This window comes from Pectobacterium aroidearum, assembly GCF_041228105.1.
GTDB classification, from domain to species: Bacteria; Pseudomonadota; Gammaproteobacteria; order Enterobacterales; family Enterobacteriaceae; genus Pectobacterium; species Pectobacterium aroidearum.
Window position 1 is genome coordinate 468,465 of record NZ_CP166097.1, and the last position, 23,549, is coordinate 492,013.

Here is a 23,549-nt window from a genome sequence, read left to right on the forward strand (position 1 = left end):
ATGGAGAGTTCCGCGCTACTGACCGCCGGAGTCTTGTTTTTGTTTGTGGCGGTTGTAGCCGTACCGATTGCGGCCCGATTAGGCATTGGTGCCGTACTGGGCTATTTGATCGCCGGGATCGCCATTGGCCCTTGGGGGCTCGGCTTTATCCGTGATGTGGACGCTATCCTGCACTTCTCGGAACTGGGCGTCGTTTTCCTGATGTTCATCATCGGCCTGGAATTGAATCCCTCGAAGCTCTGGACGCTGCGTCGCTCGATCTTTGGTGTTGGTGCGGCTCAGGTTGGCCTGAGTACGCTGCTTTTAGGCGGTGCCTTGTATCTGACTGACTTTTCGTGGCAGTCCGCGTTGATTGGCGGTGTTGGATTGGCGATGTCGTCAACGGCTATGGCGTTACAGCTGATGCGTGAAAAGGGCATGAACCGTAGCGAGTCCGGGCAGCTTGGCTTCTCTGTCCTGCTGTTTCAGGATTTGGCCGTTATCCCTGCGTTGGCGCTGATTCCGATTCTGGCGGGTGTACAAGGCGATTTTGGCGATTGGGAACGGATTGGTCTGAAGGTTGCCGCGTTTCTCGGCATGCTAATCGGTGGCCGCTATCTGGTGCGCCCGCTGTTCCGCTTTATTGCGGCATCCGGCGTGCGTGAGGTGTTTACCGCTGCCGCGCTGTTGCTGGTGCTCGGTTCCGCGCTGTTTATGGAAACGTTAGGGCTTTCCATGGCGCTAGGCACCTTTATTGCCGGTATTCTGCTGGCGGAAAGCGAGTATCGGCATGAACTGGAAATTGCCATTGAGCCGTTTAAAGGCTTGCTGCTGGGGTTGTTCTTCATCTCCGTGGGGATGGCGCTAAACCTCGGCATCCTCTATACCCACATCGTAAAGATTATGGTGGCGGTATTGGTGTTGGTGGCGGTGAAAGCGGCTGTCCTTTATTTCCTTGCGCGGGTTAACCGGATGCGCCGCTCTGAACGCTTGCAGTTTGCTGGTGTGCTGAGTCAGGGCGGCGAGTTCGCTTTCGTCCTGTTTTCCGCAGCGGCTTCATTCAACGTATTGAAAGGTGAACAGTTGCCGCTGTTACTGGTGACGGTAACGCTGTCGATGATGACGACACCGCTGCTGATGCAGTTGATCGACCGCATTCTGGCGCGTCGTTATAACGTACAGGATGTGCCGGATGAGAAACCGTATGTTGAAGACGATGAGCCACAGGTGATTGTGGTGGGGTTCGGACGTTTCGGACAGGTGATCAGCCGTTTGCTCATGGCGAACAAAATGCGGATTACGGTGTTGGAGCGGGATATCAGCGCGGTGAGCCTGATGCGCAGCTATGGTTATAAGGTTTACTATGGTGATGCTACGGAACTGGAACTGCTGCGTTCGGCGGGTGCGGATAAAGCGCGGTCAATCGTGATCACCTGTAATGCGCCAGAAGACACGATGGAGATTGTACATCTCTGTCAGCAGCATTTTCCGAATCTGGAAATTCTGGCGCGGGCACGCGGACGTGTTGAAGCCCATGAACTGTTGCAGACGGGCGTAAGACATTTTTCGCGTGAAACCTTTTCCAGCGCGTTAGAGCTGGGGCGGAAAACGCTGGTGACGCTGGGTATGCACCCCCATCAGGCGATGCGTGCGCAGCAGCACTTCCGCCGGCTGGATATGCGCATGCTGCGCGAATTGATGCCGCAGCTGACGGGAGATGTTGCACAAATCTCCCGTGTGAAAGAAGCCCGCCGTGAGTTGGAAGACATTTTCCAGCGGGAAATGCAGCGCGAGCGCCGTCGGCCTAGTGTATGGGATGAGGACGACGAGTAAGAGTCAATAACGCCTATTGGAATAGGTTCTAGGGCGGAGATGAATGGGAGTTATCATGCGTAAACGCTTTATTGCAGGGGCAGTATGCCCGACGTGTCAGGCGCAGGACACGCTGGCGGTGGGACGCGAGGATGACGTCGAGGTGGTGGTGTGCGTGAAGTGCGGATATCGCCAGAGCCAGACTGAAGAACCTGCGACGGTATCTGCCCCGCAGGCTAACGAGATCATCGGGATCTTCCGGCCTGAATGAGGGAGACGTGTCCATGATGGCATTGTCATCAACCGTCGACGTTTTTTGATTCCGGACGGTACATAGGGACATTTTTCAGCTACAATTTGCGCCAGTTTGCATTCCAACGGTAGGAGATATCATGAAAGTAGCAAAAGATCTGGTGGTCAGCCTGGCCTATCAGGTACGTACAGAAGACGGTGTGTTGGTTGATGAGTCTCCGGTGAGCGCGCCGTTGGACTATCTGCATGGTCACGGTTCCCTGATTTCTGGTCTGGAAAAAGCGTTGGAAGGCCGTGAAGCAGGTGAGAAGTTTGATGTGAACATCGGTTCAAACGACGCTTACGGCAACTATGATGAGAATCTGGTTCAGCGCGTACCGAAAGATGTCTTTATGGGCGTGGACGAACTGCAAGTTGGCATGCGTTTCCTGGCTGAGACCGATCAGGGTCCAGTGCCAGTTGAAATCACCGAAGTTGAAGACGACCACGTTGTTGTCGACGGTAACCACATGCTGGCTGGCCAGAACCTGAGCTTCAATGTTGAAGTGGTTGCTATTCGTGAAGCAACGGAAGAAGAGCTGGCGCACGGTCACGTTCATGGTGAACACGATCATGAACACGGCGACGGCTGCTGTGGCGGTCATGGCCATGATCACGACCACGATCACGGTCACCAGCACGGTAAAGGCGGCTGCGGCGGCCACGGTGGATGCGGTTGCCACTAATTAGTCGTAGCGCATAAAAAAAACCTCAGGTTGATGATTATCACCTGAGGTTTTTTTATATCTGACCAGCAGTACTGAGTGATGACCTGACGGGGTGCCGATCTCAATAATGCGGTGGTGGCGTCTCTTCAGACTGGGGGGCAACGAGCGAGGTTTGCTGGTTGCGTACCCTGTCGGTGAGTAGGCGTACGTGTTCGCGCAGGCGGCTAATTTCCCGCTCGTGTTGAATCACTGTTTGGTTAAGCTCTTCTATGGTGACTTCCTGAAAAGCCTGTCGGCTTTCCAGCTGTTCGAGTCGTTCTTCAAGTGCTGATGGTGACATCGCTATTCCCCTTACTTCTTGTTACCCGCGAGTTTGTCAGAAAGCGGAAACTTCTGGTAGTAAAAACGGTCGCAGTAGGGCGCAATGGGCTATCCAGAGTGGGGCATATTGTTGCCAGATGGCCTTAGGACGACACAAATGATGTCGGAAAAGCTTCCTGACGTTTTTTATCAAAGGATTGTCGAGTGCGTCGTTGTGTTGTCTTCGTCCGCACAGTTATAGTAGGCGCGAATGTATTTTAATGATGGCTGGAGCGCGTTGCTCCAGATGCTGGAGAAATGGATGAAATCACTGTTTAAAGTAACGCTGTTAGCAACAACGATGGCTCTGGCTCTGAACGCAGGCCAGGTTTTGGCGGCAGACAAGGCGCAGGCGTCTGACAATACTGCGGCAGCTAAATTCAAGAACGATGAGCAGGCAGCAGCTTATGCGTTAGGTGCATCTTTAGGGCGTTATATGGATAACTCTCTGAAAGAGCAAGAAAAATTAGGCATTAAGCTGGATAAAGAGCAGCTGATTGCTGGCGTGCAGGATGCTTTTGCTGACAAGAGCAAGCTGACTGACGAAGAAATCGAGAAAACGCTGCAAGGTTTTGAAGGCAAAGTTAAAGCCGCCGCTGAAGCCAAAATGAAGCAAGATGCGAAAGATAACGCGGACAAAGGTACTAAGTATCTTGAGTCCTTCGCCAAAGAAAAAGGCGTGAAGAAAACGGCATCTGGCCTTCTGTATCAGGTTGAGAAAGAAGGTAGCGGCAATGCGCCGAAAGACAGTGATACCGTTGTGGTTAACTACAAAGGTACCCTGGTTGACGGTAGCGAGTTCGACAACTCCTACAAACGTGGCGAGCCACTTTCTTTCCGTCTGGACGGTGTGATTCCTGGCTGGACCGAAGGCCTGAAACACGTTAAGAAAGGCGGCAAAATCAAGCTGGCTATCCCGCCAGCACTGGCTTATGGCGAAAACGGCGTGCCTGGCATTCCGGCTAACTCCACGCTGGTGTTCGACGTTGAACTGCTGGACATTAAATCTGAAGCTGACCTGAAAGCAGCGGATGACGCGAAAGCTGAAAAACCAGCAGCTGAAGAGAAAGCGGCTAAATAAGCATTGCTATCGCCGTGATATGACCGCAGGTTTCGGCCTGCGGTTTTTTTGTGCTTGAAAAACGGTTTCTCTGCGATCTCATTCCTTTCCCCGCAAACGTCTTTTAATAACGCTCATCTTCGGCCTGATTGATATTTTCCCCCTAGCCGTGACGGTATTTATCCGCTGCCACCTTTCATCGACACAGTGCACGTAACACCTTCGCTAAGGTCTTGACGGCAATATCCAGTTCATGCGGCGCGTGGGCGGCAAATCCCATAAGGAAACCGGCTTTATGCTGACCCGACGCTGCATACAGCGCGGTTAGCCCCAGCAGGTCGATACCGGCTCGGCGTGCGGATTCCACCGCGTCGTGCTCAGGAATGTCGCGGATGAACAGGCAGGGCATTTGCATGCCTCCGGTCGGCACCTGTGGTTCCACAAAGTCGGCCAGATGCTGACGCACCAACCGCGCCAGCACATCGCGGCGTTCCGCATAAACGGCGCGCATCGTGCGGACATAGGCGCCGAAATGTCCTCCTTCGATAAAACGTGCCAGCGTGAGCTGTGGAATGGGCGCGCTATGCCCGTCCATCAGGGTGCGGGCCACGGTCATCGGGGCAACCAGCTGTGGCGGCAGAACCATATAGCCGATGCGCAGGCCGGGAAACAGCGATTTGGTGAAGGTGCCGATATAGATTGTGCGATCGTGCGAGTCGAGCCCCTGCACGCAGGCGGTAGGTTTGCCCGCATAGTGGAACTCGCTGTCGTAATCGTCTTCAATAATCCAGCTTTGGTGCTGCCAGGCCCATTCGATAACAGCCAGACGTCGATCCAGCGCCAGCGTTGCACCGGTGGGAAACTGGTGTGACGGCGTCAGGAATACGGCTTTCGTGGGCGTATTATATGCATTGCTTGCTTCAAGCAGATGTTCGACCTGCAAACCATCGGCGTCTAATGGGATTGGCACGCACGCGAGTCCGGCCGCTTCGAATGCCTTGCGTGCGCCGTGGTATACGGGATCTTCAAGAAAGATTCGATCGCCGGCATCCAGCAGGACATTCGCGCACAGGGTTAGCGCTTGCTGGGAACTGGTCAATACCAGCACACGATCGGGCGTGGCGCGAGCGCCCCGTTCGAGATTGACATAATCTGCGATGGCACGCCTTAACACTTCCATACCCTGGGGCGGGCTGTGCAGCAGCGCCCGTGTGCCATATTCTTTTAGTACCTGCCGTTCCAGTCGTTCCCATGTCTGGAGGGGAAAACTGCGTGTTTCTGGGACGCCGGGCGCGAACGCGCGTGGGATGATGAAATCGCGCACCCCGCCATTCTGGAACATGGCGCTACCGCGTTGACTGAGGCGCAGTTCTGCTTTGCTATCTCCCGTTTTCCGGGCTTTGCCCCGCCCTGGCAGACGTTTTGCCCGTTCTGACACGAAACTACCGCTACCGATGCGGCGTTCGATAAATCCTTCCGCATGCAGCTGGCTGTAAGCCGATTCGACCGTATCACGTGATACCCCCAATGATTTAGCCAGCGCGCGTGAGGCGGGTAAGGCTTTACCCACATCAAGAACACCATCGAGGATTAACTGGCGAATCGCCCGCTGGATGCGGGCGTGCAGGGGGAGGGCACCTTGTGCGGGGGCGCCAATCCAGGCTTTGACCGATTCAAGCTGGGCGTGTTTGAACAATTGGTCTGCCTCTTATCAGGAAAATGGTGGGGAACATCCGGCTATTTTAAATCTATAAATGTGTTTCACAATCCATTCATTCTCTTCGTCAGGAGTTACGCTGATGCCGCTCTCTTCCGATACACCCACTCGCCACGACAGGCACGGTCGCTATCCCGAAGCCGCCACGGTTGAGGATTTCCAGATCAATCTGGCGGCGGTGCAGGCCCGCATTGAAGCGGCGTGCCAACGCATCGGCCGCGATCCCGCGACGGTGCGATTGTTGCCAGTCAGTAAGACCAAGCCTGAAAGCCGCCTGCGCATGGCCCATATGGCGGGTTGTCGGGTATTGGGCGAGAACAAAGTGCAGGAGGCGTACCGTAAATGGGAATCGATGCAGGACTTAGCCGACTTGCAGTGGTCGGTCATTGGGCACCTGCAAACCAACAAGGCGAAGCTAGTGGCACGCTTCGCTACCGAATTTCAGGCGCTGGACAGCCTGCGACTGGCTGAAGCGCTGGATCGCCGATTACAGGTAGAAGGGCGCTCATTAGACGTATTCGTACAGGTGAATACCTCCGGTGAGGCCAGTAAATACGGCCTGTCTCCCGATGACGTACCGGCTTTTATTCAGGCACTTCCCACATTCTCTGCGCTACGTGTGCGTGGGCTCATGACGCTGGCGCTGTTCTCCAGCGAGGCCGAACGCGTGCGCCAGTGTTTTGTACGGTTGCGTCAGCTGCGCGAGCGATTGCAGCAAAATCTCCCGACAGGCATCGATCTGGATGAATTATCCATGGGGATGTCCGGCGATTTTGAAATAGCTATTGAGGAAGGCGCGACCGTGGTGCGCGTCGGTCAGGCAATCTTTGGCGCCCGTCCGCTACCGGATAGCTACTACTGGCCTGACGAACCTCTCACACAATCACACGATTAAAAAACCAATGACTAACGCATAGGACAATGCCCATGTATGACGCTTCTCTTACCCTTACCGACTTCGACCCGGAACTGGCCGACGCCATCCGGCATGAAGAACAGCGGCAGGAAACTCACATTGAACTTATCGCCTCAGAGAACTATGCCAGCCCGCTGGTGATGGCGATCCAGAACTCCGTGTTCACCAACAAATATGCGGAAGGCTACCCAGGCAAGCGCTACTACAGCGGCTGTGAGCATGTTGATGTGGCTGAATGTCTGGCGATAGAACGGGCCAAAGCGCTGTTTGACTGTGATTACGCTAACGTCCAGCCCCATGCCGGCGCGCAGGCTAATGCGGCGGTGTTTCTGGCATTGACTAATCCGGGCGATACCGTGATGGGTATGAATCTCGCTCAGGGCGGGCATCTGACCCACGGTAATCCCTCCAATTTCTCTGGTCGTCACTACAAGATCGTCCCTTATGGGTTAGATCCTGACACAGGACTGATCGACTACGATGAAATGGAGCGTATTGCATTGGAAGCCCGGCCAAAGATGCTAATCGGCGGGTTTTCCGCCTATTCGCGCCATAAGAATTGGGCACGTATGCGCGCGATTGCTGACAAGGTGGGCGCTATCTTCTGGGTGGACATGGCTCATGTTGCTGGCTTAGTGGCAGCGGGTGAATACCCGAATCCGCTCCCTCATGCGCATGTTGTGACCAGTACAACCCATAAGACTCTACGCGGCCCGCGCGGTGGAATTATTTTAGCCAAAGGGCAGAGCGAGGAATTCTACAAAAAGCTTAACTCTGCCGTATTCCCCGGCATTCAGGGCGGTCCGTTGATGCACGTTATCGCCGCCAAAGCGGTGGCATTCAAGGAAGCGCTGCGCCCTGAATTCACGGTTTATCAGCGTCAGGTGGTGACCAACGCCCGTGCCATGGCGCGCGTCCTCCAACTGCGTGGCTACAAGATTGTCTCTGATGGCACCGACAACCACTTGTTACTGATTGACCTGTCCGCCAGACCCTATGCTGGGAAGGATGCCGATGCTGCACTGAGCGAGGCTTACATCACGACAAACAAGAACTCGGTGCCTAACGATCCGCGTTCACCCTTTGTGACCTCAGGTCTGCGTATTGGAACGCCAGCCGTGACGACGCGCGGTTTTGGTGTGGCAGAGTGCGAGCAACTGGCGGGATGGCTATGTGACGTACTGGATGGGCTTGGCGAAGGGAATGACGCATTAACGGCGGTTCGCGATCGTGTGCGCCAGCAGGTAGTGGCGTTGTGCCGACGCTATCCTGTGTACCAATAACGCAGGCGAGGTTTGTGCACAGGGATGTGCCGTCTCACGGTTGATTAGATGTGTGGCCGCTGTTTTATGCTTCAGGCGGAATCGGGGTATTCGTCAGGCGTGGTTAGCACCACGCGGGCGAGGGCACCAGAACCTTGCGGTCGGTTGCAGAGGAAAAATTTCCCATTGTGCAGTTGAGCAATGCGCGTCACGATACTCAGCCCGAGGCCGATACCGCCATATCGGCTGTCCATACGCACAAACGCCTTACTTAATTCACCCACCTTGCTTTCATCGATACCCGGCCCTTCATCTTCGATCAGTAGTTCAAAATGTTGTCGTGTAGTCAGGCTAACCGTGATCTGGCTTGCTTCTGGGCTATAGCGATAGGCATTTTCTACCAGATTACGTAATAACAACTGAAGTAACGTGGCATCACCGTGGAGAGTGACATCTTCCTGCGGTAATACCCATTTCAGCCTTTGCTGACGCTTTTGTAGCATCTCGGCCAGTTCATCCTGCATGGGAAAAATGACGTCTTTCAGGAATGCGACATTTTCGTGGTGGCCTGCCGAAAATTCTTGTCCGACACGAGCAAGCAGCAAAAGCTGTTCCACCGTTTTCACCATTTTATCAATGCGCTTGATGAGCGAACTACAGTCAATCTGATGCTGTTGCTGATGTAATTCAAGATGCAGCCGGATACCGGCTAGTGGGGTTCGTAACTCATGGGCGACATCCGCAGTAAACTGTCTGTCGCGTTTCAACGTTTCGTCCAGCCGCTGAAAAAGCTGGTTGATGGTGTGGGTGACGGCAGCGACTTCTTTAATATTGCTCTGCTGTGGTAGCGGCTCCAGGTTTTCGGCGGTGCGATCCTGTAATTCTTCCTGTAAACGGGAAAGTGGGCGGGTGATCCAACTGACCGCCTGAAAACACATGAGCGACGTCAGGATGACCATCACCAGACTGGGGATACTGAGCGAGGCTATCGCCTCATTAATCTCTTGATCGATCTGCATATTCTGGGCAGTGGCGCTCAGAGATTTATCAACCAGCAGGCCGATCTGCTCTTCGCTTTCGTGCCACAGCCAGAATACGCTGATCATCTGACAAACGAGCAAGATGCCGCCCAGTGCCAGCACTAAGCGGCGACGCATACTGGTAACGGCATCGTCCTTCATGGTTGTTCACCTTTAGTCAGCAGATAGCCAAAGCCTCGCAGGGTTCGGATGCGGTCTTTCCCTATCTTTTGACGCAGATTATGGATATGCACTTCCAGCGAATTGGAGGACGGATCGTCGTTCCAGGCATAAATATCCTGATGCAGAACCTCTCGGTGCACCTGAGAACCGGCTTTCAACACCAGCCGGGACAATATGGCAAACTCTTTCGGCGTTAGCACTATCGGCTTTTCGTCCAGCCACACCTGCTGATTGTTTAAATCCAACGTGATGTTGTCGACCTGTATCTTGCTGTTGCTTGAACCCTGATTACGGCGAATCAGCGCGCGTACGCGCGCCTGTAATTCCGTCAGTGCGAAAGGCTTGGCGAGATAATCGTCTGCTCCCACATCCAGCCCGCTGACGCGATCGTTTACCTTATCGCGCGCCGTTAGGATGAGCACGGGATGCTGGTAGTTATTTTTACGCCAGCGAGAGAGCAGGGCAAGCCCGTCGTCGTCCGGTAAACCCAGATCGAGAATGACCAGGCTGTAGTGCGCGCTGCTGATGAGCGCGTCTGCTTCTTTGGCTGTGCCTGCGCAATCGCAGGCATAACCTTCATGACCCAACGCCAATAGCAATCCTTCCTGCAACAGCTTATCGTCTTCAACAATCAATAATTTCATGTTGCCTTATCCCTGCACGGCTGAAGGATATCGAGCTGAGGCTGATATTCTTTCGTGGCGATAGTAAACATCCCCAGTATGGTATGGAAAAGATTATCTTGCGAGTACTCCTGCTGTTTCGCGTTCTGGCGTAGACAGGTGTCCTGAATGGCCTGCTGTTGCTGGTAACCCGGTGATAACCACATCAGCATTGGCACGTGTGTTTGCTGCTTCGGCGCAATAGAGTAAGGCATGCTGTGTAGATAGATACCGTTCTCTCCTAACGATTCGCCGTGGTCGGACAGGTAAACCAGCGAGGTATTAAATTTATCCTGATGCTGTTTCAGTAAATTGATCGCTTTATCCAGAACAAAATCGACATACAGGATCGTATTGTCATACGTGTTGGTCAGCGCTTCCTGCGTACAGGTTTGAATCTGATTGGTATCACAGGTTGGGGTAAATTTCTTAAAGGCGTCAGGGTAGCGCTGGTAATAGCTCGGGCCGTGGCTGCCTATGGTGTGTAATACGATAATCCCGTCGTTATCGAGCTTATTGATATAGTCTTCGACGCCGTGGAATAACGCTTCATCGTGGCATTCGCCGCTGGTGCATAATCCCGGCAGTTTTAGCGATGTCACATCAACCATTGGCACACGCGTACAGACATCTTTGCAGCCGCCGTCATTTTCCTGCCAGAGCACGTTAACTTTTGCTCGTTGTAAGATATCGAGCAACCCTTCCTGATGGCTGGCTAAGCCACCATCAAAGCCTTGGCGCGGCATGTTGGAAAACATGCACGGAACGGAAACACCTGTTGATGTGCCGCACGATGACGTGTTGTCAAAATAAACCACGTTGTCTTTCGCCAGCAGCGGGTTGGTTTCCTTCTCATAGCCACCCAGCGAAAAGTTTTGTGCCCGCGATGTCTCGCCGACGACCAGAATAACCAGATTCTTTTTTGCCGTAGGGGATGACGATGGCACTTTGTGGGCATCCAGACCAATTTGTACCAACGGTAGATTAGCCAGCGCGATGTGCTTATGGTAGGACAAGCTGGCTGCTACAATATTGCTGGGTGTAATCGCTTTTACCAACTCTTTGTTATTACGCATGAACGAGGCGTAATCTTTATAAAAGAACGCTGCGACAGATAAAATGGCGAATAACGAAATAATGACGCTAAGAAAGCGCATACCAATGTAGAGCGTCGTCGGTTTGGCTGGCTTTATTTTTATCCAGACGGCGAGTGCGGCGGGAATGACACCAATAAAGAATACCCAAGCGACAAGCTGTGGCGTAAGCAGTGAAAAAGATTCGCTGGCCGTTGTCTCCACAACATTCTGAACCATGGTGCGGTCAATGATAATGCCGTAGTTCAGCATGAAGTACTGCGCGGCGGCACCGGTCAGCAGGAAGAAAACAATGACGGCCTTACGCAGGTAAGGGACGGCAATCAGTGTGAAAATAATATTCAACGTCGTGAAAATCACAACGGGCATGCTGAGAAAGAACGGGATATTTATCCAGTCTGTCATGTCTAACAATTGCAGCGTCTGGCGGTAGTAGGCGATGTTCTGGACCAGAGTAATAAAGGCAGAAAAGATCAGCACGAACGTGATGCTGCTCAAGTGTGGTCTGCCCATCGGTATTGGTTTTTTCATACACGTCTCTCGTGATTTCCATGATGGAGAGGAAAGAAGACGCTGACTCTAGCGGGGTTAAATTAATACAACCTTAAGAGGGATCCCGTTAAATTCAGGGACGCGAGAGTGGACATTTGCTAGACTATGTCCCTTGTCAATACAAAATAAATATACCCGTCATACTTCAAGCTGCTTGTGCGTTGGCCGCCCTTATTCACCCCAGTCACTTACTTGAGTAGGCTTCTGGGGATTTGCGCGGGGCGTTGTTTAAAACGCCGACGTTTTATCACGCAACTCGAATTATTTAGGGGATAAATGATGCTGAGGGTGGTGTCTGCCATGTCTAATTCGCTTGTATCTGGCGAATCTTATGAGCTTGATTTGCTGGATGAACGTCCTTTCAGCCAAACGGACTATGAGATCCTGAAATCGTATGAAGCGGTGGTTGATGGCTTGGCCATGTTGATTGGCGAGCACTGTGAGATTGTGTTGCACTCGCTCGAGGATCTTAAATGCTCCGCCGTGCGTATTGCAAATGGAGAGCATACTGGCAGGAAGATTGGCTCGCCGATTACGGATCTTGCATTGCGCATGCTGCATGACATGGCAGGTGAGGATAGCAGCGTATCGAAAGCGTATTTTACCCGCGCAAAAAGCGGTGTGTTGATGAAGTCAGTCACGATTGCGATTCGTAATCGCGATCAGCGCGTGATTGGGCTGCTATGCATCAACATGAATCTGGACGTCCCTTTCTCCCAGATCGTACAGACCTTTATTCCACCTGAAACGCATGATGCCGCATCTTCTGTTAACTTTGCGTCGTCGGTTGACGACCTCGTGGCACAAACGCTGGAATTTTCGATCGAAGAAGTCAATGCGGATCGCAACGTCTCCAATAATGCGAAAAATCGTCAAATCGTACTGAGCCTGTACGAGAAAGGTATCTTTGATATTAAAGACGCCATCAACCAGGTCGCCGAACGTCTCAATATTTCCAAACACACGGTCTACCTTTATATCCGTCAATTCAAAAGCGGCGACTTCAGCGGACACGAACGCTGATGCTGAGTTACTGTTTGCTGGTAACCGGTCCTGCTTATGGCACACAGCAAGCGAGCAGCGCGTTGCAGTTTGCGCAGGCACTGTTGGCTGAGGGGCACAGACTGAAAAGTGTGTTCTTCTATCGGGAAGGCGTGTTGAATGCTAACCAACTGACGTCACCTGCTAATGATGAATTTGATCTTGTACGCGCCTGGCAACTGTTGGGTGAAACACATCAGGTGGCGCTGAATGTCTGTGTTGCCGCCGCGCTGCGCCGAGGCGTGACCGATGCTCAGCAAGCTGCTCAGCTCAATCTTGCAGGTGCGAATCTGCAACCCGGATTTGTTCTGAGTGGGTTGGGGGAGTTGGCGCAATCGGTGTTGACCTGCGATCGGGTTATTCAGTTTTAAGGTAGCGTTATGAAGCGAGTCGCATTTGTTTTTACCCATGCTCCACATGGGAACGCTTCCGGGCGAGAGGGGCTGGATGCGCTATTGGCGGTGTCAGCACTGACAGAAGAGATTGGCGTGTTTTTTGTTGGCGATGGCGTACTTCAATTGTTGCCTCAGCAACAGCCGGACCAGATCTTGATGCGTAATTACATCGCAACGTTTGGCGTGTTGCCGCTGTACGATATCAACTGTTGCTATCTGTGCGAAACGTCCGTGCGCCAGCGCGGATTGAACATCGATACGAACTGGGTTTTGGATGTGGAGCTGTTAGCGCCGGAAGCCTGGCGCAGCAAATTGGCCAGCTATCATTCCATCCTTTCATTTTAGCGACGGATCTTTTCTTTATGCTGCATACGCTCTCATGTTCCCCTTATCACGCTGACCTGGATACGCTGTTGCGTGGACTGGACAAAGGTGACGCTTTAGTCTTATTGCAAGATGGTGTTATCGCTGCTCTGGCTGGTGGAAACATTATCCATCGTCTTCTTGATTCCGCGGTTCCGCTCTACGCGCTTCGGCCTGATGTCGTAGCGAGAGGAATGACTGAACAAATTTCAAACAGTGTAGTGCTCATTGACTATAATGAATTTGTTCAACTGACAGTGGAGCACCCGCAGCAACTCGCGTGGTAACGCCGAATTTTTGTATATTTCTTGACTCCTTCCACTGCCAGCCCTAAAATTCTGCGTCCTCATACTTTGCCTTGCGCAAACATGAGACGATTTATTACGTGTTTACGAAGCAAAACCCAGGAGCTTTTTTAATGGCAACAATTAACCAGCTGGTACGCAAACCACGCTCCCTGAAGGCTGCTAAAAGCAACGTTCCGGCGCTGGAAGCATGCCCGCAGAAACGTGGCGTATGTACTCGTGTATATACTACCACCCCTAAAAAACCGAACTCCGCACTGCGTAAAGTATGCCGTGTTCGTTTAACTAACGGTTTTGAAGTTACCTCCTATATCGGTGGTGAAGGTCATAACCTGCAGGAGCACTCCGTGATCCTGATCCGTGGCGGTCGTGTTAAAGACCTGCCAGGTGTGCGTTACCACACCGTTCGTGGCGCGCTGGACTGCTCAGGTGTTAAAGACCGTAAGCAATCCCGTTCCAAATACGGCGTGAAGAAGCCAAAGGCTTAATGGTTCTCCGTTAAGTAAGGCCAAACGTTTTAACTTAAATGTCAAACTAAACTCGTAGAGTTTTGGACAATCCTGAATTAACAACGGAGTATTTCCATGCCACGTCGTCGCGTCATTGGTCAACGTAAAATTCTGCCAGATCCTAAGTTCGGATCAGAACTGTTGGCCAAATTTGTAAACATCCTGATGGTAGATGGTAAAAAATCTACTGCTGAAGCAATCGTCTATACCGCGCTGGAGACCCTGGCTCAGCGTTCTGGTAAAGATCATCTGGAAGCTTTTGAAGTAGCTCTGGACAACGTTCGCCCGACTGTCGAAGTTAAGTCGCGCCGCGTTGGTGGTTCTACTTATCAGGTACCAGTAGAAGTCCGTCCGGTTCGTCGTAATGCTCTGGCAATGCGTTGGATCGTAGAAGCTGCTCGTAAACGCGGTGATAAATCTATGGCTCTGCGCCTGGCGAACGAACTTTCTGATGCAGCAGAAAACAAAGGTACTGCTGTTAAGAAACGTGAAGACGTTCACCGTATGGCCGAAGCTAACAAGGCGTTCGCTCACTACCGTTGGTAATCCCTTCGCTGTAGGCATGCTAACCAAGCGGGCGCTAAAAATAGCCAACCCGCTTGGGTTAACTAAATTGAACGCCCTAGTATATAGAGGATACAAATGGCTCGTACAACACCCATCGCACGCTACCGTAACATCGGTATCAGTGCGCACATCGACGCCGGTAAAACCACTACTACCGAACGTATTCTGTTCTACACTGGTGTAAACCATAAAATCGGTGAAGTTCATGACGGCGCGGCTACCATGGACTGGATGGAGCAGGAGCAGGAACGTGGTATTACTATCACTTCCGCAGCGACTACTGCATTCTGGTCTGGTATGGCTAAGCAGTATGAACCGCATCGCGTAAACATCATCGACACCCCGGGACACGTTGACTTCACTATCGAAGTAGAACGTTCTATGCGTGTACTCGATGGTGCGGTAATGGTTTACTGCGCAGTTGGTGGTGTTCAGCCACAGTCTGAGACCGTATGGCGTCAGGCAAACAAATATAAAGTTCCACGCATTGCGTTCGTTAACAAAATGGACCGCATGGGTGCTAACTTCCTGAAAGTTGTTGGTCAGATCAAAAGCCGTCTGGGCGCGAACCCTGTTCCGTTGCAGTTGGCGATTGGTGCTGAAGAAGGTTTCACCGGTGTTGTTGACCTGGTGAAAATGAAAGCCATCAACTGGAACGACGCCGATCAGGGCGTGACCTTCGAATACGAAGATATCCCTGCTGATATGCAGGATCTGGCTGACGAATGGCACCAGAACCTGATCGAATCCGCAGCTGAAGCTTCTGAAGAGCTGATGGAAAAATACCTGGGTGGTGAAGAACTGACTGAAGAAGAGATCAAAAAAGCTCTGCGTCAGCGCGTTCTGAACAACGAAATCATCCTGGTAACCTGTGGTTCTGCGTTTAAGAACAAAGGTGTTCAGGCGATGCTGGATGCGGTAGTTGATTACCTGCCATCTCCAGTTGACGTACCTGCGATCAACGGTATTTTGGATGACGGTAAAGACACGCCGGCTGAGCGTCACGCAAGTGATGACGAGCCGTTTGCTGCGCTGGCGTTCAAAATCGCTACCGACCCATTTGTGGGTAACCTGACGTTCTTCCGCGTGTACTCTGGTGTTGTTAACTCCGGTGATACCGTACTGAACCCAGTTAAATCAGCTCGTGAACGTTTTGGTCGTATCGTTCAGATGCACGCTAACAAGCGTGAAGAGATCAAAGAAGTTCGCGCAGGCGATATCGCTGCTGCTATCGGTCTGAAAGATGTAACGACGGGTGACACTCTGTGTGATCCAGACAACGTCATCATTCTGGAGCGTATGGAATTCCCTGAGCCGGTAATCTCCATCGCGGTAGAGCCGAAAACCAAAGCTGACCAGGAAAAAATGGGTCTGGCATTGGGCCGTCTGGCTAAAGAAGACCCGTCTTTCCGCGTATGGACTGACGAAGAATCTAACCAGACTATCATCGCTGGTATGGGTGAATTGCACCTCGATATCATCGTTGACCGTATGAAGCGTGAATTCAACGTTGAAGCTAACGTAGGTAAACCTCAGGTTGCTTATCGTGAAGCGATTCGTGCGAAAGTTACCGATATCGAAGGTAAACACGCCAAGCAGTCTGGTGGTCGTGGTCAGTATGGTCATGTTGTTATCGACATGTACCCACTGGAGCCGGGCTCAAATCCGAAAGGTTACGAGTTCATCAACGACATCAAAGGTGGTGTAATTCCTGGCGAATACATCCCTGCCGTTGATAAAGGTATCCAGGAGCAGCTGAAAGCGGGTCCTCTGGCTGGTTACCCAGTGGTTGATCTCGGTGTGCGTCTGCACTTCGGTTCTTTCCATGACGTTGACTCCTCTGAACTGGCGTTTAAACTGGCTGCTTCTATCGCCTTTAAAGATGGCTTTAAGAAAGCAAAACCTGTTCTGCTTGAGCCAATCATGAAGGTTGAAGTTGAAACGCCGGAAGAGAACACTGGTGACGTCATCGGTGACCTTAGCCGTCGTCGTGGTATGCTGCGTGGTCAGGAATCTAACGTTACTGGCGTTGTGATTCACGCTGAAGTTCCGTTGTCTGAAATGTTCGGATACGCAACTCAACTGCGTTCTCTGACCAAAGGCCGTGCTTCTTACTCTATGGAGTTCCTGAAGTACGATGATGCGCCTAACAACGTTGCTCAGGCCGTAATTGAAGCCCGTGGTAAATAAGCCTCAGGGTTAAAACAAAATCCCGTGCTCTCTCCATAGGGGGAGAGCATTTGAGTAAGGAATATCGCCGTGTCTAAAGAAAAATTTGAACGTACAAAACCCCACGTTAACGTCGGTACTATCGGCCACGTTGACCATGGTAAAACGACTCTGACTGCTGCAATCACTACCGTTCTGGCTAAAACCTACGGTGGTAACGCACGTGCATTCGACCAGATCGATAACGCACCAGAAGAAAAAGCACGTGGTATCACCATCAACACGTCTCACGTTGAATACGATACCCCGTCTCGCCACTACGCGCACGTTGACTGCCCTGGACACGCCGACTATGTGAAAAACATGATCACCGGTGCTGCTCAGATGGACGGCGCTATCCTGGTTGTTGCTGCGACTGACGGCCCAATGCCTCAGACGCGCGAGCACATCCTGCTGGGTCGTCAGGTTGGCGTTCCTTTCATCATCGTGTTCCTGAACAAATGTGACATGGTTGATGACGAAGAGCTGCTGGAACTGGTTGAGATGGAAGTACGTGAGCTGCTGTCTCAGTATGACTTCCCAGGCGACGACACCCCAGTGGTTCGTGGTTCTGCTCTGAAAGCGCTGGAAGGCGAAGCTGAGTGGGAAGCTAAAATCATCGAACTGGCAGAGCACCTGGATTCTTATATCCCAGAGCCAGAGCGTGCAATTGACAAGCCGTTCCTGCTGCCAATCGAAGACGTATTCTCCATCTCCGGTCGTGGTACCGTTGTTACCGGTCGTGTAGAGCGCGGTATCGTTAAAGTTGGTGAAGAAGTTGAAATCGTTGGTATCAAAGATACTGCGAAATCTACCTGTACTGGCGTAGAAATGTTCCGCAAACTGCTGGACGAAGGCCGTGCGGGTGAGAACGTTGGTGTTCTGCTGCGTGGTATCAAGCGTGAAGAAATCGAGCGTGGTCAGGTACTGGCTAAGCCGGGTTCAATCAAGCCACACACCAAGTTCGAATCAGAAGTGTATATCCTGAGCAAGGATGAAGGCGGCCGTCATACTCCGTTCTTCAAAGGCTACCGTCCTCAGTTCTACTTCCGTACGACTGACGTAACGGGCACCATCGAACTGCCAGAAGGCGTAGAGATGGTAATGCCGGGCGACAACATCAAAATGGTTGTTACCCTGATCCACCCAATCGCGATGGATGACGGTTTGCGTTTCGCAATCCGTGAAGGCGGCCGTACAGTAGGCGCGGGCGTTGTTGCTAAAGTTATCGCTTAATCGCTGATAAACTCAATGCATGAAAAAGGCACTTCGGTGCCTTTTTTTACGTCTAAATCATTAAATGGAAATTGAAATAAAAATAATTCTTATTTACAATGCTGGGATTGGTTAAAAAATCGCTAGGAGCGGTTTCAAGTGCCGTTTGCAGTGTCTCGAAAGGTAGCGTGAAAGACACTCGCGATAACGAAGAGTTATTCTGGTATGTATGTTTGTTTGTGCAACGCAATTTCTGACAAAGCTATTCGTAATGCTGTTCGTCAGCACCAGCCTCAATCTATGCAGCAACTACGCAAGCTCGTTCCTATCGGGACAGACTGCGGCAAGTGTATTCGTCAGGCGCGTGTCATTTTCGAGGAAGAGCAAGCCAAAATTCCTGATATGTATGAAGTAGCATAAAATGTAGGGTTGTTTTTTTGACTCTCTGCTTACCGGTTCTACACTTTAAGAACTGGAGCGGAGGAGCATGTCATGAAAGGCGATAAAAAAGTCATTACACACCTGAATAAGTTATTGGGCAACGAGCTGGTAGCCATTAACCAATATTTTCTTCATGCCCGGATGTTTAAAAACTGGGGCTTAACCCGTCTTAACGATCACGAATATCATGAGTCTATCGACGAAATGAAACACGCTGATCGCTACATCGAACGAATCCTGTTTCTCGAAGGCATCCCGAATCTGCAGGATTTGGGTAAGTTAAATATTGGCGAAGATGTCGAAGAGATTTTACGTTCTGATCTTCAACTTGAGTTGGATGGTGCAAAGAATCTGCGTGAAGCGATTGCCTATGCCGATTCGGTACATGACTACGTCAGTAGGGATTTAATGATAGAAATTCTTGCCGATGAAGAAGGGCACATCGACTGGCTGGAAACTGAGTTGGATTTGATTTCACGTCTTGGTATACAAAACTATCTTCAGGCGCAGTTAAAAGCGGAGTAACATGGCATCATAAATATGTTACGCACCTAGTCTAATCCGGCCGGACGCAGACGTATCACTCCGGCCGCGTTTAAAATCATTTCATCCTGCTTGTTGCTTCTCCGGCCAATTTGCGTATAATGCGCGAGCTTACCGAAACAAGGTAAGCCTGATTCAATCCGAATCAGAGGGTCAATATTCATTTATTGCACCTAAAACAATACTCCCGATATGGGGGTTATGTGCTAACGATTACACTCCCCCATCAATCGAAATGGGTGTGAGGAGTAATCATTTACGTTTATAAATAATTGGAGCTCTGGTCTCATGCAGAACCAAAGAATCCGTATCCGCCTGAAAGCGTTTGATCATCGTTTGATTGATCAATCAACTGCGGAAATCGTCGAGACTGCTAAGCGCACTGGTGCGCAAGTACGTGGTCCGATCCCGCTGCCGACCCGCAAAGAGCGCTTTACCGTTCTGATTTCTCCGCACGTCAATAAAGATGCGCGCGATCAGTACGAGATTCGCACTCACAAGCGTCTGGTTGACATCGTTGAGCCAACCGAGAAAACCGTTGATGCTCTGATGCGTCTGGATCTGGCTGCTGGTGTAGACGTGCAGATCAGCCTGGGTTAATCAGGTCATTGAGCGATTGAGAGGTTGAAACAATGATTGGTTTAGTCGGTAAAAAAGTGGGCATGACCCGTATCTTCACTGAAGATGGCGTATCTATCCCCGTAACCGTTATCGAAATTGAAGCAAACCGCGTCACTCAGGTTAAAGACCTGGCTAACGACGGTTACCGCGCTGTGCAAGTAACTACCGGTGCTAAAAAAGCAAACCGTGTTACCAAGCCAGAAGCAGGTCACTTTGCTAAAGCTGGTGTAGAAGCTGGCCGTACTCTGCGTGAATTCCGTCTGTCTGAAGGCGAAGAGTTCACTGTGGGTCAAAGCATCAGTGTTGAAATTTTCGCAGACGTTAAAAAAGTAGACGTTACTGGTACATCTAAAGGTAAAGGTTTTGCTGGCACAGTTAAGCGCTGGAACTTCCGTACCCAAGATGCTACGCATGGTAACTCCTTGTCCCACCGCGTTCCGGGTTCTATCGGTCAGAACCAGACTCCGGGCAAAGTGTTCAAAGGCAAGAAAATGGCAGGCCAGCTGGGTAACGAACGTGTAACTGTTCAGAGCCTGGACGTAGTGCGTGTTGACGCTGAGCGCAACCTGCTGCTGGTTAAAGGTGCTGTACCGGGAGCTACCGGTAGCGACCTGATCGTTAAACCAGCTGTGAAGGCGTGAGGAGATAGCAATGGAATTAGTATTGAAAGACGCGCAAAGCGCGCTGACTGTTTCCGAAACTACCTTCGGTCGTGATTTCAACGAAGCGCTGGTACACCAGGTTGTTGTTGCTTATGCAGCAGGTGCCCGTCAAGGTACTCGCGCCCAGAAGACCCGTGCTGAAGTAACTGGTTCCGGTAAAAAACCTTGGCGTCAGAAAGGTACTGGCCGTGCGCGTTCTGGTTCTATTAAGAGCCCGATCTGGCGTTCCGGTGGTGTGACCTTCGCTGCTAAGCCTCAGGACCACAGTCAGAAAGTTAACAAAAAGATGTACCGCGGCGCGCTGAAAAGCATCCTGTCCGAACTGGTACGTCAAGATCGTCTGATCGTTGTCGAGAAGTTCTCTGTAGAAGCACCGAAAACTAAGTTGCTGGCTCAGAAACTGAAAGAAATGGCACTGGAAGACGTGCTGATCATTACCGGTGAACTGGATGAGAATCTGTTCCTGGCTGCTCGTAACCTGTACAAGGTTGACGTGCGTGATGCAGCAGCAATCGATCCAGTTAGTCTGATCGCCTTCGACAAAGTCGTTATGACTGCTGACGCAGTTAAGCAAGTTGAGGAGATGCTGGCATGATCCGTGAAGAACGTCTGCTGAAAGTACTGCGCGCGCCGCACGTATCTGAAAAAGCATCTACTGCGATGGAAAAAACTAACACCATCGTTCTCAAAGTTGCTAAAGACGCGACTAAAGCAGAGATCGTTGCTGCTGTCGAGAAACTGTTCGAAGTAGAAGTTAAAGACGTAAACACCCTGGTAGTTAAGGGCAAGGTTAAGCGTCACGGACAGCGTATTGGTCGTCGTAGCGACTGGAAAAAAGCTTACGTCACCCTGAAAGAAGGCCAGAATCTGGACTTCATCGGCGGCGCTGAGTAAGTCGGAGGAGAAAGACAATGGCAGTTGTTAAATGTAAACCGACATCTCCGGGTCGTCGCCACGTTGTTAAAGTGGTTAACCCTGAGCTGCACAAGGGCAAACCTTATGCCCCGTTGCTGGAAAAGAACAGCAAATCCGGTGGCCGTAACAACAATGGTCGCATCACTACCCGTCACATCGGTGGTGGTCACAAACAGCAATATCGTCTGATTGACTTTAAACGCAATAAAGATGGTATTCCTGCGGTTGTTGAGCGTCTGGAGTATGATCCGAACCGTTCCGCGAATATCGCGCTGGTTCTGTACAAAGACGGCGAGCGTCGTTACATCCTGGCGCCTAAAGGCCTGAAAGCCGGCGACCAGATTCAATCTGGTGTTGATGCTGCGATTAAAGCGGGTAACACCCTGCCTATGCGTAACATTCCGGTTGGTTCAACGGTTCACAACGTAGAAATGAAACCAGGTAAAGGCGGCCAATTGGCTCGTTCTGCTGGTACTTACGTTCAGATCGTTGCTCGTGACGGTTCTTACGTTACCCTGCGTCTGCGTTCTGGCGAAATGCGTAAAGTCGAATCCGACTGCCGCGCTACGCTGGGCGAAGTTGGCAATGCTGAGCATATGCTGCGCGTTCTGGGTAAAGCTGGTGCTGCACGCTGGCGTGGTGTTCGTCCTACCGTTCGCGGTACGGCAATGAACCCAGTCGACCACCCACACGGTGGTGGTGAAGGTCGTAACTTTGGTAAGCACCCGGTTAGTCCGTGGGGCCTTCAGACCAAAGGTAAAAAGACCCGCAGCAACAAGCGTACTGATAAATTTATCGTACGTCGCCGTACTAAATAATCTTAGAGGATAAACCATGCCACGTTCTCTCAAGAAAGGTCCTTTTATTGACCTGCACTTGCTGAAGAAGGTAGAGAAAGCGGTGGAAAGCGGAGACAAGAAGCCTTTGCGCACTTGGTCCCGTCGTTCAACGATCTTTCCAAATATGATCGGTTTGACCATCGCTGTCCATAATGGTCGTCAGCACGTTCCGGTGTTTGTTTCCGATGAAATGGTCGGTCACAAACTGGGTGAATTCGCGCCGACTCGTACTTATCGCGGCCATGCGGCCGATAAAAAGGCCAAGAAGCGCTAAGGTAGGAGGAAGAGATGGAAACTATCGCTAAACATTGCCACGCTCGTTCTTCTGCTCAAAAGGTTCGCCTGGTGGCAGACCTGATTCGCGGTAAGAAAGTGTCGCAAGCTCTGGAAGTTCTGACCTACACCAACAAGAAAGCTGCTGGTCTGGTTAAAAAAGTGCTGGAGTCTGCTATTGCTAACGCAGAACACAACGATGGCGCTGACATTGATGATCTGAAAGTCGCGAAAATCTTCGTTGACGAAGGCCCAAGCATGAAGCGCATTATGCCGCGTGCTAAAGGTCGTGCGGATCGCATCCTGAAGCGTACCAGCCACATTACTGTGGTTGTGTCCGATCGCTGAGACTCTGGAGACTAGCAATGGGTCAGAAAGTACATCCTAATGGTATTCGCCTGGGTATTGTCAAACCTTGGAACTCTACCTGGTATGCGAATACCAAAGAATTCGCTGACAACCTGGACAGCGATTTTAAAGTTCGTAAATACCTGACGAAGGAACTGGAGAAGGCTTCCGTTTCTCGTATCGTTATCGAACGTCCTGCGAAAAGTATCCGTGTGACTATTCACACTGCTCGTCCAGGCATCGTAATCGGTAAAAAAGGTGAAGATGTTGAGAAACTGCGCAAAGTCGTAGCGGATATCGCTGGCGTACCTGCACAGATCAATATCGCAGAAGTTCGTAAACCTGAACTGGACGCAAAACTGGTTGCTGACAGCATCACTTCTCAGCTGGAACGTCGTGTTATGTTCCGTCGTGCTATGAAGCGTGCGGTACAGAATGCCATGCGTCTGGGCGCTAAAGGTATTAAAGTTGAAGTAAGCGGCCGTCTTGGCGGCGCTGAAATCGCGCGTACCGAATGGTACCGTGAAGGTCGTGTTCCGTTGCACACACTGCGCGCGGATATCGACTACAACACTTCCGAAGCGCACACCACTTATGGTGTTATCGGTGTTAAAGTGTGGATCTTCAAAGGTGAGATCCTGGGTGGTATGGCTGCCGTTGAACAACCGGAAAAACCGGCTGCTCAACCTAAAAAGCAGCAGCGTAAAGGCCGCAAGTAAGGAGAGTCGC

Annotated in this window: 29 protein-coding genes; 24 read left to right on the forward strand and 5 right to left on the reverse strand. The window is 51.3% G+C overall.

Features of this window, described 5'->3' with window-relative positions:
- The 3 genes from kefB (at nt 1) to slyD (ending at nt 2,768) form a co-directional block, all read left to right on the forward strand.
- Entirely contained in the window at nt 1–1,812 is a 1,812-nt protein-coding gene (gene kefB / locus AB8809_RS02000; protein WP_015841945.1) for a glutathione-regulated potassium-efflux system protein KefB, read from the forward strand.
- Between the two features lie 55 nt (nt 1,813–1,867).
- Entirely contained in the window at nt 1,868–2,062 is a 195-nt protein-coding gene (locus AB8809_RS02005) for a YheV family putative zinc ribbon protein (protein ID WP_180779223.1), read from the forward strand.
- Nucleotides 2,063–2,183: 121 nt separating this feature from the next.
- Nucleotides 2,184–2,768: a peptidylprolyl isomerase gene (slyD, locus tag AB8809_RS02010; protein ID WP_015841943.1), complete on the forward strand. Its 585-nt coding sequence runs from the start codon at nt 2,184–2,186 to the stop codon at nt 2,766–2,768.
- A 103-nt stretch (nt 2,769–2,871) separates the two neighbouring features.
- Here slyD and AB8809_RS02015 read toward each other — a convergent pair whose 3' ends face one another.
- Nucleotides 2,872–3,090, reverse strand: coding sequence for a protein SlyX (locus AB8809_RS02015; RefSeq protein ID WP_015841942.1), 219 nt, complete (start codon nt 3,088–3,090; stop codon nt 2,872–2,874).
- A 282-nt stretch (nt 3,091–3,372) separates the two neighbouring features.
- Here AB8809_RS02015 and fkpA point away from each other — a divergent pair, with 282 nt between their 5' ends.
- Nucleotides 3,373–4,191 (forward strand): FKBP-type peptidyl-prolyl cis-trans isomerase, encoded by an 819-nt coding sequence (fkpA, locus tag AB8809_RS02020; RefSeq protein ID WP_015841941.1) that lies wholly within the window; start codon nt 3,373–3,375, stop codon nt 4,189–4,191.
- A gap of 175 nt (nt 4,192–4,366) precedes the next feature.
- Here fkpA and AB8809_RS02025 read toward each other — a convergent pair whose 3' ends face one another.
- Nucleotides 4,367–5,866 (reverse strand): PLP-dependent aminotransferase family protein, encoded by a 1,500-nt coding sequence (locus AB8809_RS02025; RefSeq protein ID WP_349856611.1) that lies wholly within the window; start codon nt 5,864–5,866, stop codon nt 4,367–4,369.
- Between the two features lie 103 nt (nt 5,867–5,969).
- Here AB8809_RS02025 and AB8809_RS02030 point away from each other — a divergent pair, with 103 nt between their 5' ends.
- Together AB8809_RS02030 and glyA are read left to right on the forward strand one after the other, a co-directional pair.
- Nucleotides 5,970–6,782 (forward strand): YggS family pyridoxal phosphate-dependent enzyme, encoded by an 813-nt coding sequence (locus AB8809_RS02030; RefSeq protein ID WP_349856610.1) that lies wholly within the window; start codon nt 5,970–5,972, stop codon nt 6,780–6,782.
- A gap of 32 nt (nt 6,783–6,814) precedes the next feature.
- Complete coding sequence (gene glyA / locus AB8809_RS02035; protein WP_349856609.1) at nt 6,815–8,086, forward strand: serine hydroxymethyltransferase; 1,272 nt, start codon at nt 6,815–6,817, stop codon at nt 8,084–8,086.
- Nucleotides 8,087–8,157: 71 nt separating this feature from the next.
- On the opposite strand, the gene pmrB is transcribed toward glyA, so the two are convergent.
- The 3 genes from pmrB to eptA are packed head-to-tail and all read right to left on the reverse strand — an operon-like array spanning nt 8,158 to nt 11,554.
- Entirely contained in the window at nt 8,158–9,246 is a 1,089-nt protein-coding gene (gene pmrB / locus AB8809_RS02040; RefSeq protein ID WP_180779216.1) for a two-component system sensor histidine kinase PmrB, read from the reverse strand.
- On the reverse strand, nt 9,243–9,911 hold the full coding sequence (pmrA, locus tag AB8809_RS02045; protein WP_015841936.1) for a two-component system response regulator PmrA: 669 nt from the start codon (nt 9,909–9,911) through the stop codon (nt 9,243–9,245). Before pmrA ends, pmrB begins: the two co-directional genes overlap by 4 nt.
- A complete protein-coding gene (gene eptA / locus AB8809_RS02050; RefSeq protein WP_349856608.1) occupies nt 9,908–11,554 on the reverse strand; it encodes a phosphoethanolamine transferase EptA in 1,647 nt (548 codons plus the stop codon). Before eptA ends, pmrA begins: the two co-directional genes overlap by 4 nt.
- A 321-nt stretch (nt 11,555–11,875) precedes the next feature.
- Between eptA and AB8809_RS02055 the strand changes: the two genes are divergently transcribed.
- The 18 genes from AB8809_RS02055 (at nt 11,876) to rpsC (ending at nt 23,539) form a co-directional block, all read left to right on the forward strand.
- Entirely contained in the window at nt 11,876–12,598 is a 723-nt protein-coding gene (locus tag AB8809_RS02055; RefSeq protein WP_010296984.1) for a transcriptional regulator, read from the forward strand.
- A complete protein-coding gene (tusD, locus tag AB8809_RS02060) occupies nt 12,598–12,987 on the forward strand; it encodes a sulfurtransferase complex subunit TusD (protein ID WP_015841933.1) in 390 nt (129 codons plus the stop codon). Before AB8809_RS02055 ends, tusD begins: the two co-directional genes overlap by 1 nt.
- Nucleotides 12,988–12,996: 9 nt before the next feature.
- Complete coding sequence (gene tusC, locus AB8809_RS02065; RefSeq protein ID WP_256554237.1) at nt 12,997–13,356, forward strand: sulfurtransferase complex subunit TusC; 360 nt, start codon at nt 12,997–12,999, stop codon at nt 13,354–13,356.
- A gap of 17 nt (nt 13,357–13,373) precedes the next feature.
- Nucleotides 13,374–13,661, forward strand: a complete 288-nt coding sequence (gene tusB / locus AB8809_RS02070) for a sulfurtransferase complex subunit TusB (protein WP_320702067.1) — start codon at nt 13,374–13,376, stop codon at nt 13,659–13,661.
- A 131-nt stretch (nt 13,662–13,792) separates the two neighbouring features.
- A complete protein-coding gene (gene rpsL / locus AB8809_RS02075) occupies nt 13,793–14,167 on the forward strand; it encodes a 30S ribosomal protein S12 (protein WP_005969567.1) in 375 nt (124 codons plus the stop codon).
- Between the two features lie 96 nt (nt 14,168–14,263).
- Nucleotides 14,264–14,734 (forward strand): 30S ribosomal protein S7, encoded by a 471-nt coding sequence (rpsG, locus tag AB8809_RS02080; RefSeq protein WP_009111198.1) that lies wholly within the window; start codon nt 14,264–14,266, stop codon nt 14,732–14,734.
- A gap of 96 nt (nt 14,735–14,830) precedes the next feature.
- A complete protein-coding gene (gene fusA, locus AB8809_RS02085) occupies nt 14,831–16,945 on the forward strand; it encodes an elongation factor G (protein WP_015841930.1) in 2,115 nt (704 codons plus the stop codon).
- 69 nt (nt 16,946–17,014) lie between these two features.
- Complete coding sequence (tuf, locus tag AB8809_RS02090; RefSeq protein ID WP_012772931.1) at nt 17,015–18,199, forward strand: elongation factor Tu; 1,185 nt, start codon at nt 17,015–17,017, stop codon at nt 18,197–18,199.
- Between the two features lie 204 nt (nt 18,200–18,403).
- The gene (gene bfd / locus AB8809_RS02095) at nt 18,404–18,598 is read left to right on the forward strand and encodes a bacterioferritin-associated ferredoxin (RefSeq protein ID WP_015841929.1); all 195 of its coding nucleotides are present in this window, start codon (nt 18,404–18,406) and stop codon (nt 18,596–18,598) included.
- A 72-nt stretch (nt 18,599–18,670) separates the two neighbouring features.
- Nucleotides 18,671–19,144 carry a bacterioferritin gene (bfr, locus tag AB8809_RS02100; protein WP_010286186.1) on the forward strand — a complete coding sequence of 158 codons (474 nt, stop codon included), beginning with the start codon at nt 18,671–18,673 and terminating at the stop codon, nt 19,142–19,144.
- Between the two features lie 306 nt (nt 19,145–19,450).
- Nucleotides 19,451–19,762, forward strand: coding sequence for a 30S ribosomal protein S10 (gene rpsJ / locus AB8809_RS02105; RefSeq protein WP_001181005.1), 312 nt, complete (start codon nt 19,451–19,453; stop codon nt 19,760–19,762).
- Between the two features lie 32 nt (nt 19,763–19,794).
- Nucleotides 19,795–20,424, forward strand: coding sequence for a 50S ribosomal protein L3 (gene rplC, locus AB8809_RS02110; RefSeq protein ID WP_010304941.1), 630 nt, complete (start codon nt 19,795–19,797; stop codon nt 20,422–20,424).
- A gap of 10 nt (nt 20,425–20,434) precedes the next feature.
- Nucleotides 20,435–21,040 carry a 50S ribosomal protein L4 gene (gene rplD / locus AB8809_RS02115; protein WP_015841926.1) on the forward strand — a complete coding sequence of 202 codons (606 nt, stop codon included), beginning with the start codon at nt 20,435–20,437 and terminating at the stop codon, nt 21,038–21,040.
- Nucleotides 21,037–21,339, forward strand: coding sequence for a 50S ribosomal protein L23 (gene rplW / locus AB8809_RS02120; RefSeq protein ID WP_005970277.1), 303 nt, complete (start codon nt 21,037–21,039; stop codon nt 21,337–21,339). The genes rplD and rplW overlap by 4 nt, the downstream gene beginning before the upstream one ends.
- A gap of 17 nt (nt 21,340–21,356) precedes the next feature.
- On the forward strand, nt 21,357–22,178 hold the full coding sequence (gene rplB / locus AB8809_RS02125; protein ID WP_015841925.1) for a 50S ribosomal protein L2: 822 nt from the start codon (nt 21,357–21,359) through the stop codon (nt 22,176–22,178).
- Between the two features lie 16 nt (nt 22,179–22,194).
- Nucleotides 22,195–22,473 (forward strand): 30S ribosomal protein S19, encoded by a 279-nt coding sequence (gene rpsS, locus AB8809_RS02130; protein ID WP_004929772.1) that lies wholly within the window; start codon nt 22,195–22,197, stop codon nt 22,471–22,473.
- Between the two features lie 14 nt (nt 22,474–22,487).
- Entirely contained in the window at nt 22,488–22,820 is a 333-nt protein-coding gene (gene rplV / locus AB8809_RS02135; protein ID WP_005970275.1) for a 50S ribosomal protein L22, read from the forward strand.
- Nucleotides 22,821–22,837: 17 nt separating this feature from the next.
- The gene (rpsC, locus tag AB8809_RS02140; RefSeq protein WP_005970274.1) at nt 22,838–23,539 is read left to right on the forward strand and encodes a 30S ribosomal protein S3; all 702 of its coding nucleotides are present in this window, start codon (nt 22,838–22,840) and stop codon (nt 23,537–23,539) included.
- Nucleotides 23,540–23,549: the final 10 nt, after the last annotated feature.

Bases quoted from the DNA above. Each gene is read 5' to 3' on its own strand.
- kefB (WP_015841945.1), top strand. From the start codon at position 1: ATGGAGAGTTCCGCGCTACTGACCGCCGGAGTCTTGTTTTTGTTTGTG.
- AB8809_RS02005 (WP_180779223.1), top strand. From the start codon at position 1,868: ATGCGTAAACGCTTTATTGCAGGGGCAGTATGCCCGACGTGTCAGGCG.
- slyD (WP_015841943.1), top strand. From the start codon at position 2,184: ATGAAAGTAGCAAAAGATCTGGTGGTCAGCCTGGCCTATCAGGTACGT.
- AB8809_RS02015 (WP_015841942.1), bottom strand. From the start codon at position 3,090: ATGTCACCATCAGCACTTGAAGAACGACTCGAACAGCTGGAAAGCCGA.
- fkpA (WP_015841941.1), top strand. From the start codon at position 3,373: ATGAAATCACTGTTTAAAGTAACGCTGTTAGCAACAACGATGGCTCTG.
- AB8809_RS02030 (WP_349856610.1), top strand. From the start codon at position 5,970: ATGCCGCTCTCTTCCGATACACCCACTCGCCACGACAGGCACGGTCGC.
- glyA (WP_349856609.1), top strand. From the start codon at position 6,815: ATGTATGACGCTTCTCTTACCCTTACCGACTTCGACCCGGAACTGGCC.
- pmrB (WP_180779216.1), bottom strand. From the start codon at position 9,246: ATGAAGGACGATGCCGTTACCAGTATGCGTCGCCGCTTAGTGCTGGCA.
- pmrA (WP_015841936.1), bottom strand. From the start codon at position 9,911: ATGAAATTATTGATTGTTGAAGACGATAAGCTGTTGCAGGAAGGATTG.
- eptA (WP_349856608.1), bottom strand. From the start codon at position 11,554: ATGAAAAAACCAATACCGATGGGCAGACCACACTTGAGCAGCATCACG.
- AB8809_RS02055 (WP_010296984.1), top strand. From the start codon at position 11,876: ATGTCTAATTCGCTTGTATCTGGCGAATCTTATGAGCTTGATTTGCTG.
- tusD (WP_015841933.1), top strand. From the start codon at position 12,598: ATGCTGAGTTACTGTTTGCTGGTAACCGGTCCTGCTTATGGCACACAG.
- tusC (WP_256554237.1), top strand. From the start codon at position 12,997: ATGAAGCGAGTCGCATTTGTTTTTACCCATGCTCCACATGGGAACGCT.
- tusB (WP_320702067.1), top strand. From the start codon at position 13,374: ATGCTGCATACGCTCTCATGTTCCCCTTATCACGCTGACCTGGATACG.
- rpsL (WP_005969567.1), top strand. From the start codon at position 13,793: ATGGCAACAATTAACCAGCTGGTACGCAAACCACGCTCCCTGAAGGCT.
- rpsG (WP_009111198.1), top strand. From the start codon at position 14,264: ATGCCACGTCGTCGCGTCATTGGTCAACGTAAAATTCTGCCAGATCCT.
- fusA (WP_015841930.1), top strand. From the start codon at position 14,831: ATGGCTCGTACAACACCCATCGCACGCTACCGTAACATCGGTATCAGT.
- bfd (WP_015841929.1), top strand. From the start codon at position 18,404: ATGTATGTTTGTTTGTGCAACGCAATTTCTGACAAAGCTATTCGTAAT.
- bfr (WP_010286186.1), top strand. From the start codon at position 18,671: ATGAAAGGCGATAAAAAAGTCATTACACACCTGAATAAGTTATTGGGC.
- rpsJ (WP_001181005.1), top strand. From the start codon at position 19,451: ATGCAGAACCAAAGAATCCGTATCCGCCTGAAAGCGTTTGATCATCGT.
- rplC (WP_010304941.1), top strand. From the start codon at position 19,795: ATGATTGGTTTAGTCGGTAAAAAAGTGGGCATGACCCGTATCTTCACT.
- rplD (WP_015841926.1), top strand. From the start codon at position 20,435: ATGGAATTAGTATTGAAAGACGCGCAAAGCGCGCTGACTGTTTCCGAA.
- rplW (WP_005970277.1), top strand. From the start codon at position 21,037: ATGATCCGTGAAGAACGTCTGCTGAAAGTACTGCGCGCGCCGCACGTA.
- rplB (WP_015841925.1), top strand. From the start codon at position 21,357: ATGGCAGTTGTTAAATGTAAACCGACATCTCCGGGTCGTCGCCACGTT.
- rpsS (WP_004929772.1), top strand. From the start codon at position 22,195: ATGCCACGTTCTCTCAAGAAAGGTCCTTTTATTGACCTGCACTTGCTG.
- rplV (WP_005970275.1), top strand. From the start codon at position 22,488: ATGGAAACTATCGCTAAACATTGCCACGCTCGTTCTTCTGCTCAAAAG.
- rpsC (WP_005970274.1), top strand. From the start codon at position 22,838: ATGGGTCAGAAAGTACATCCTAATGGTATTCGCCTGGGTATTGTCAAA.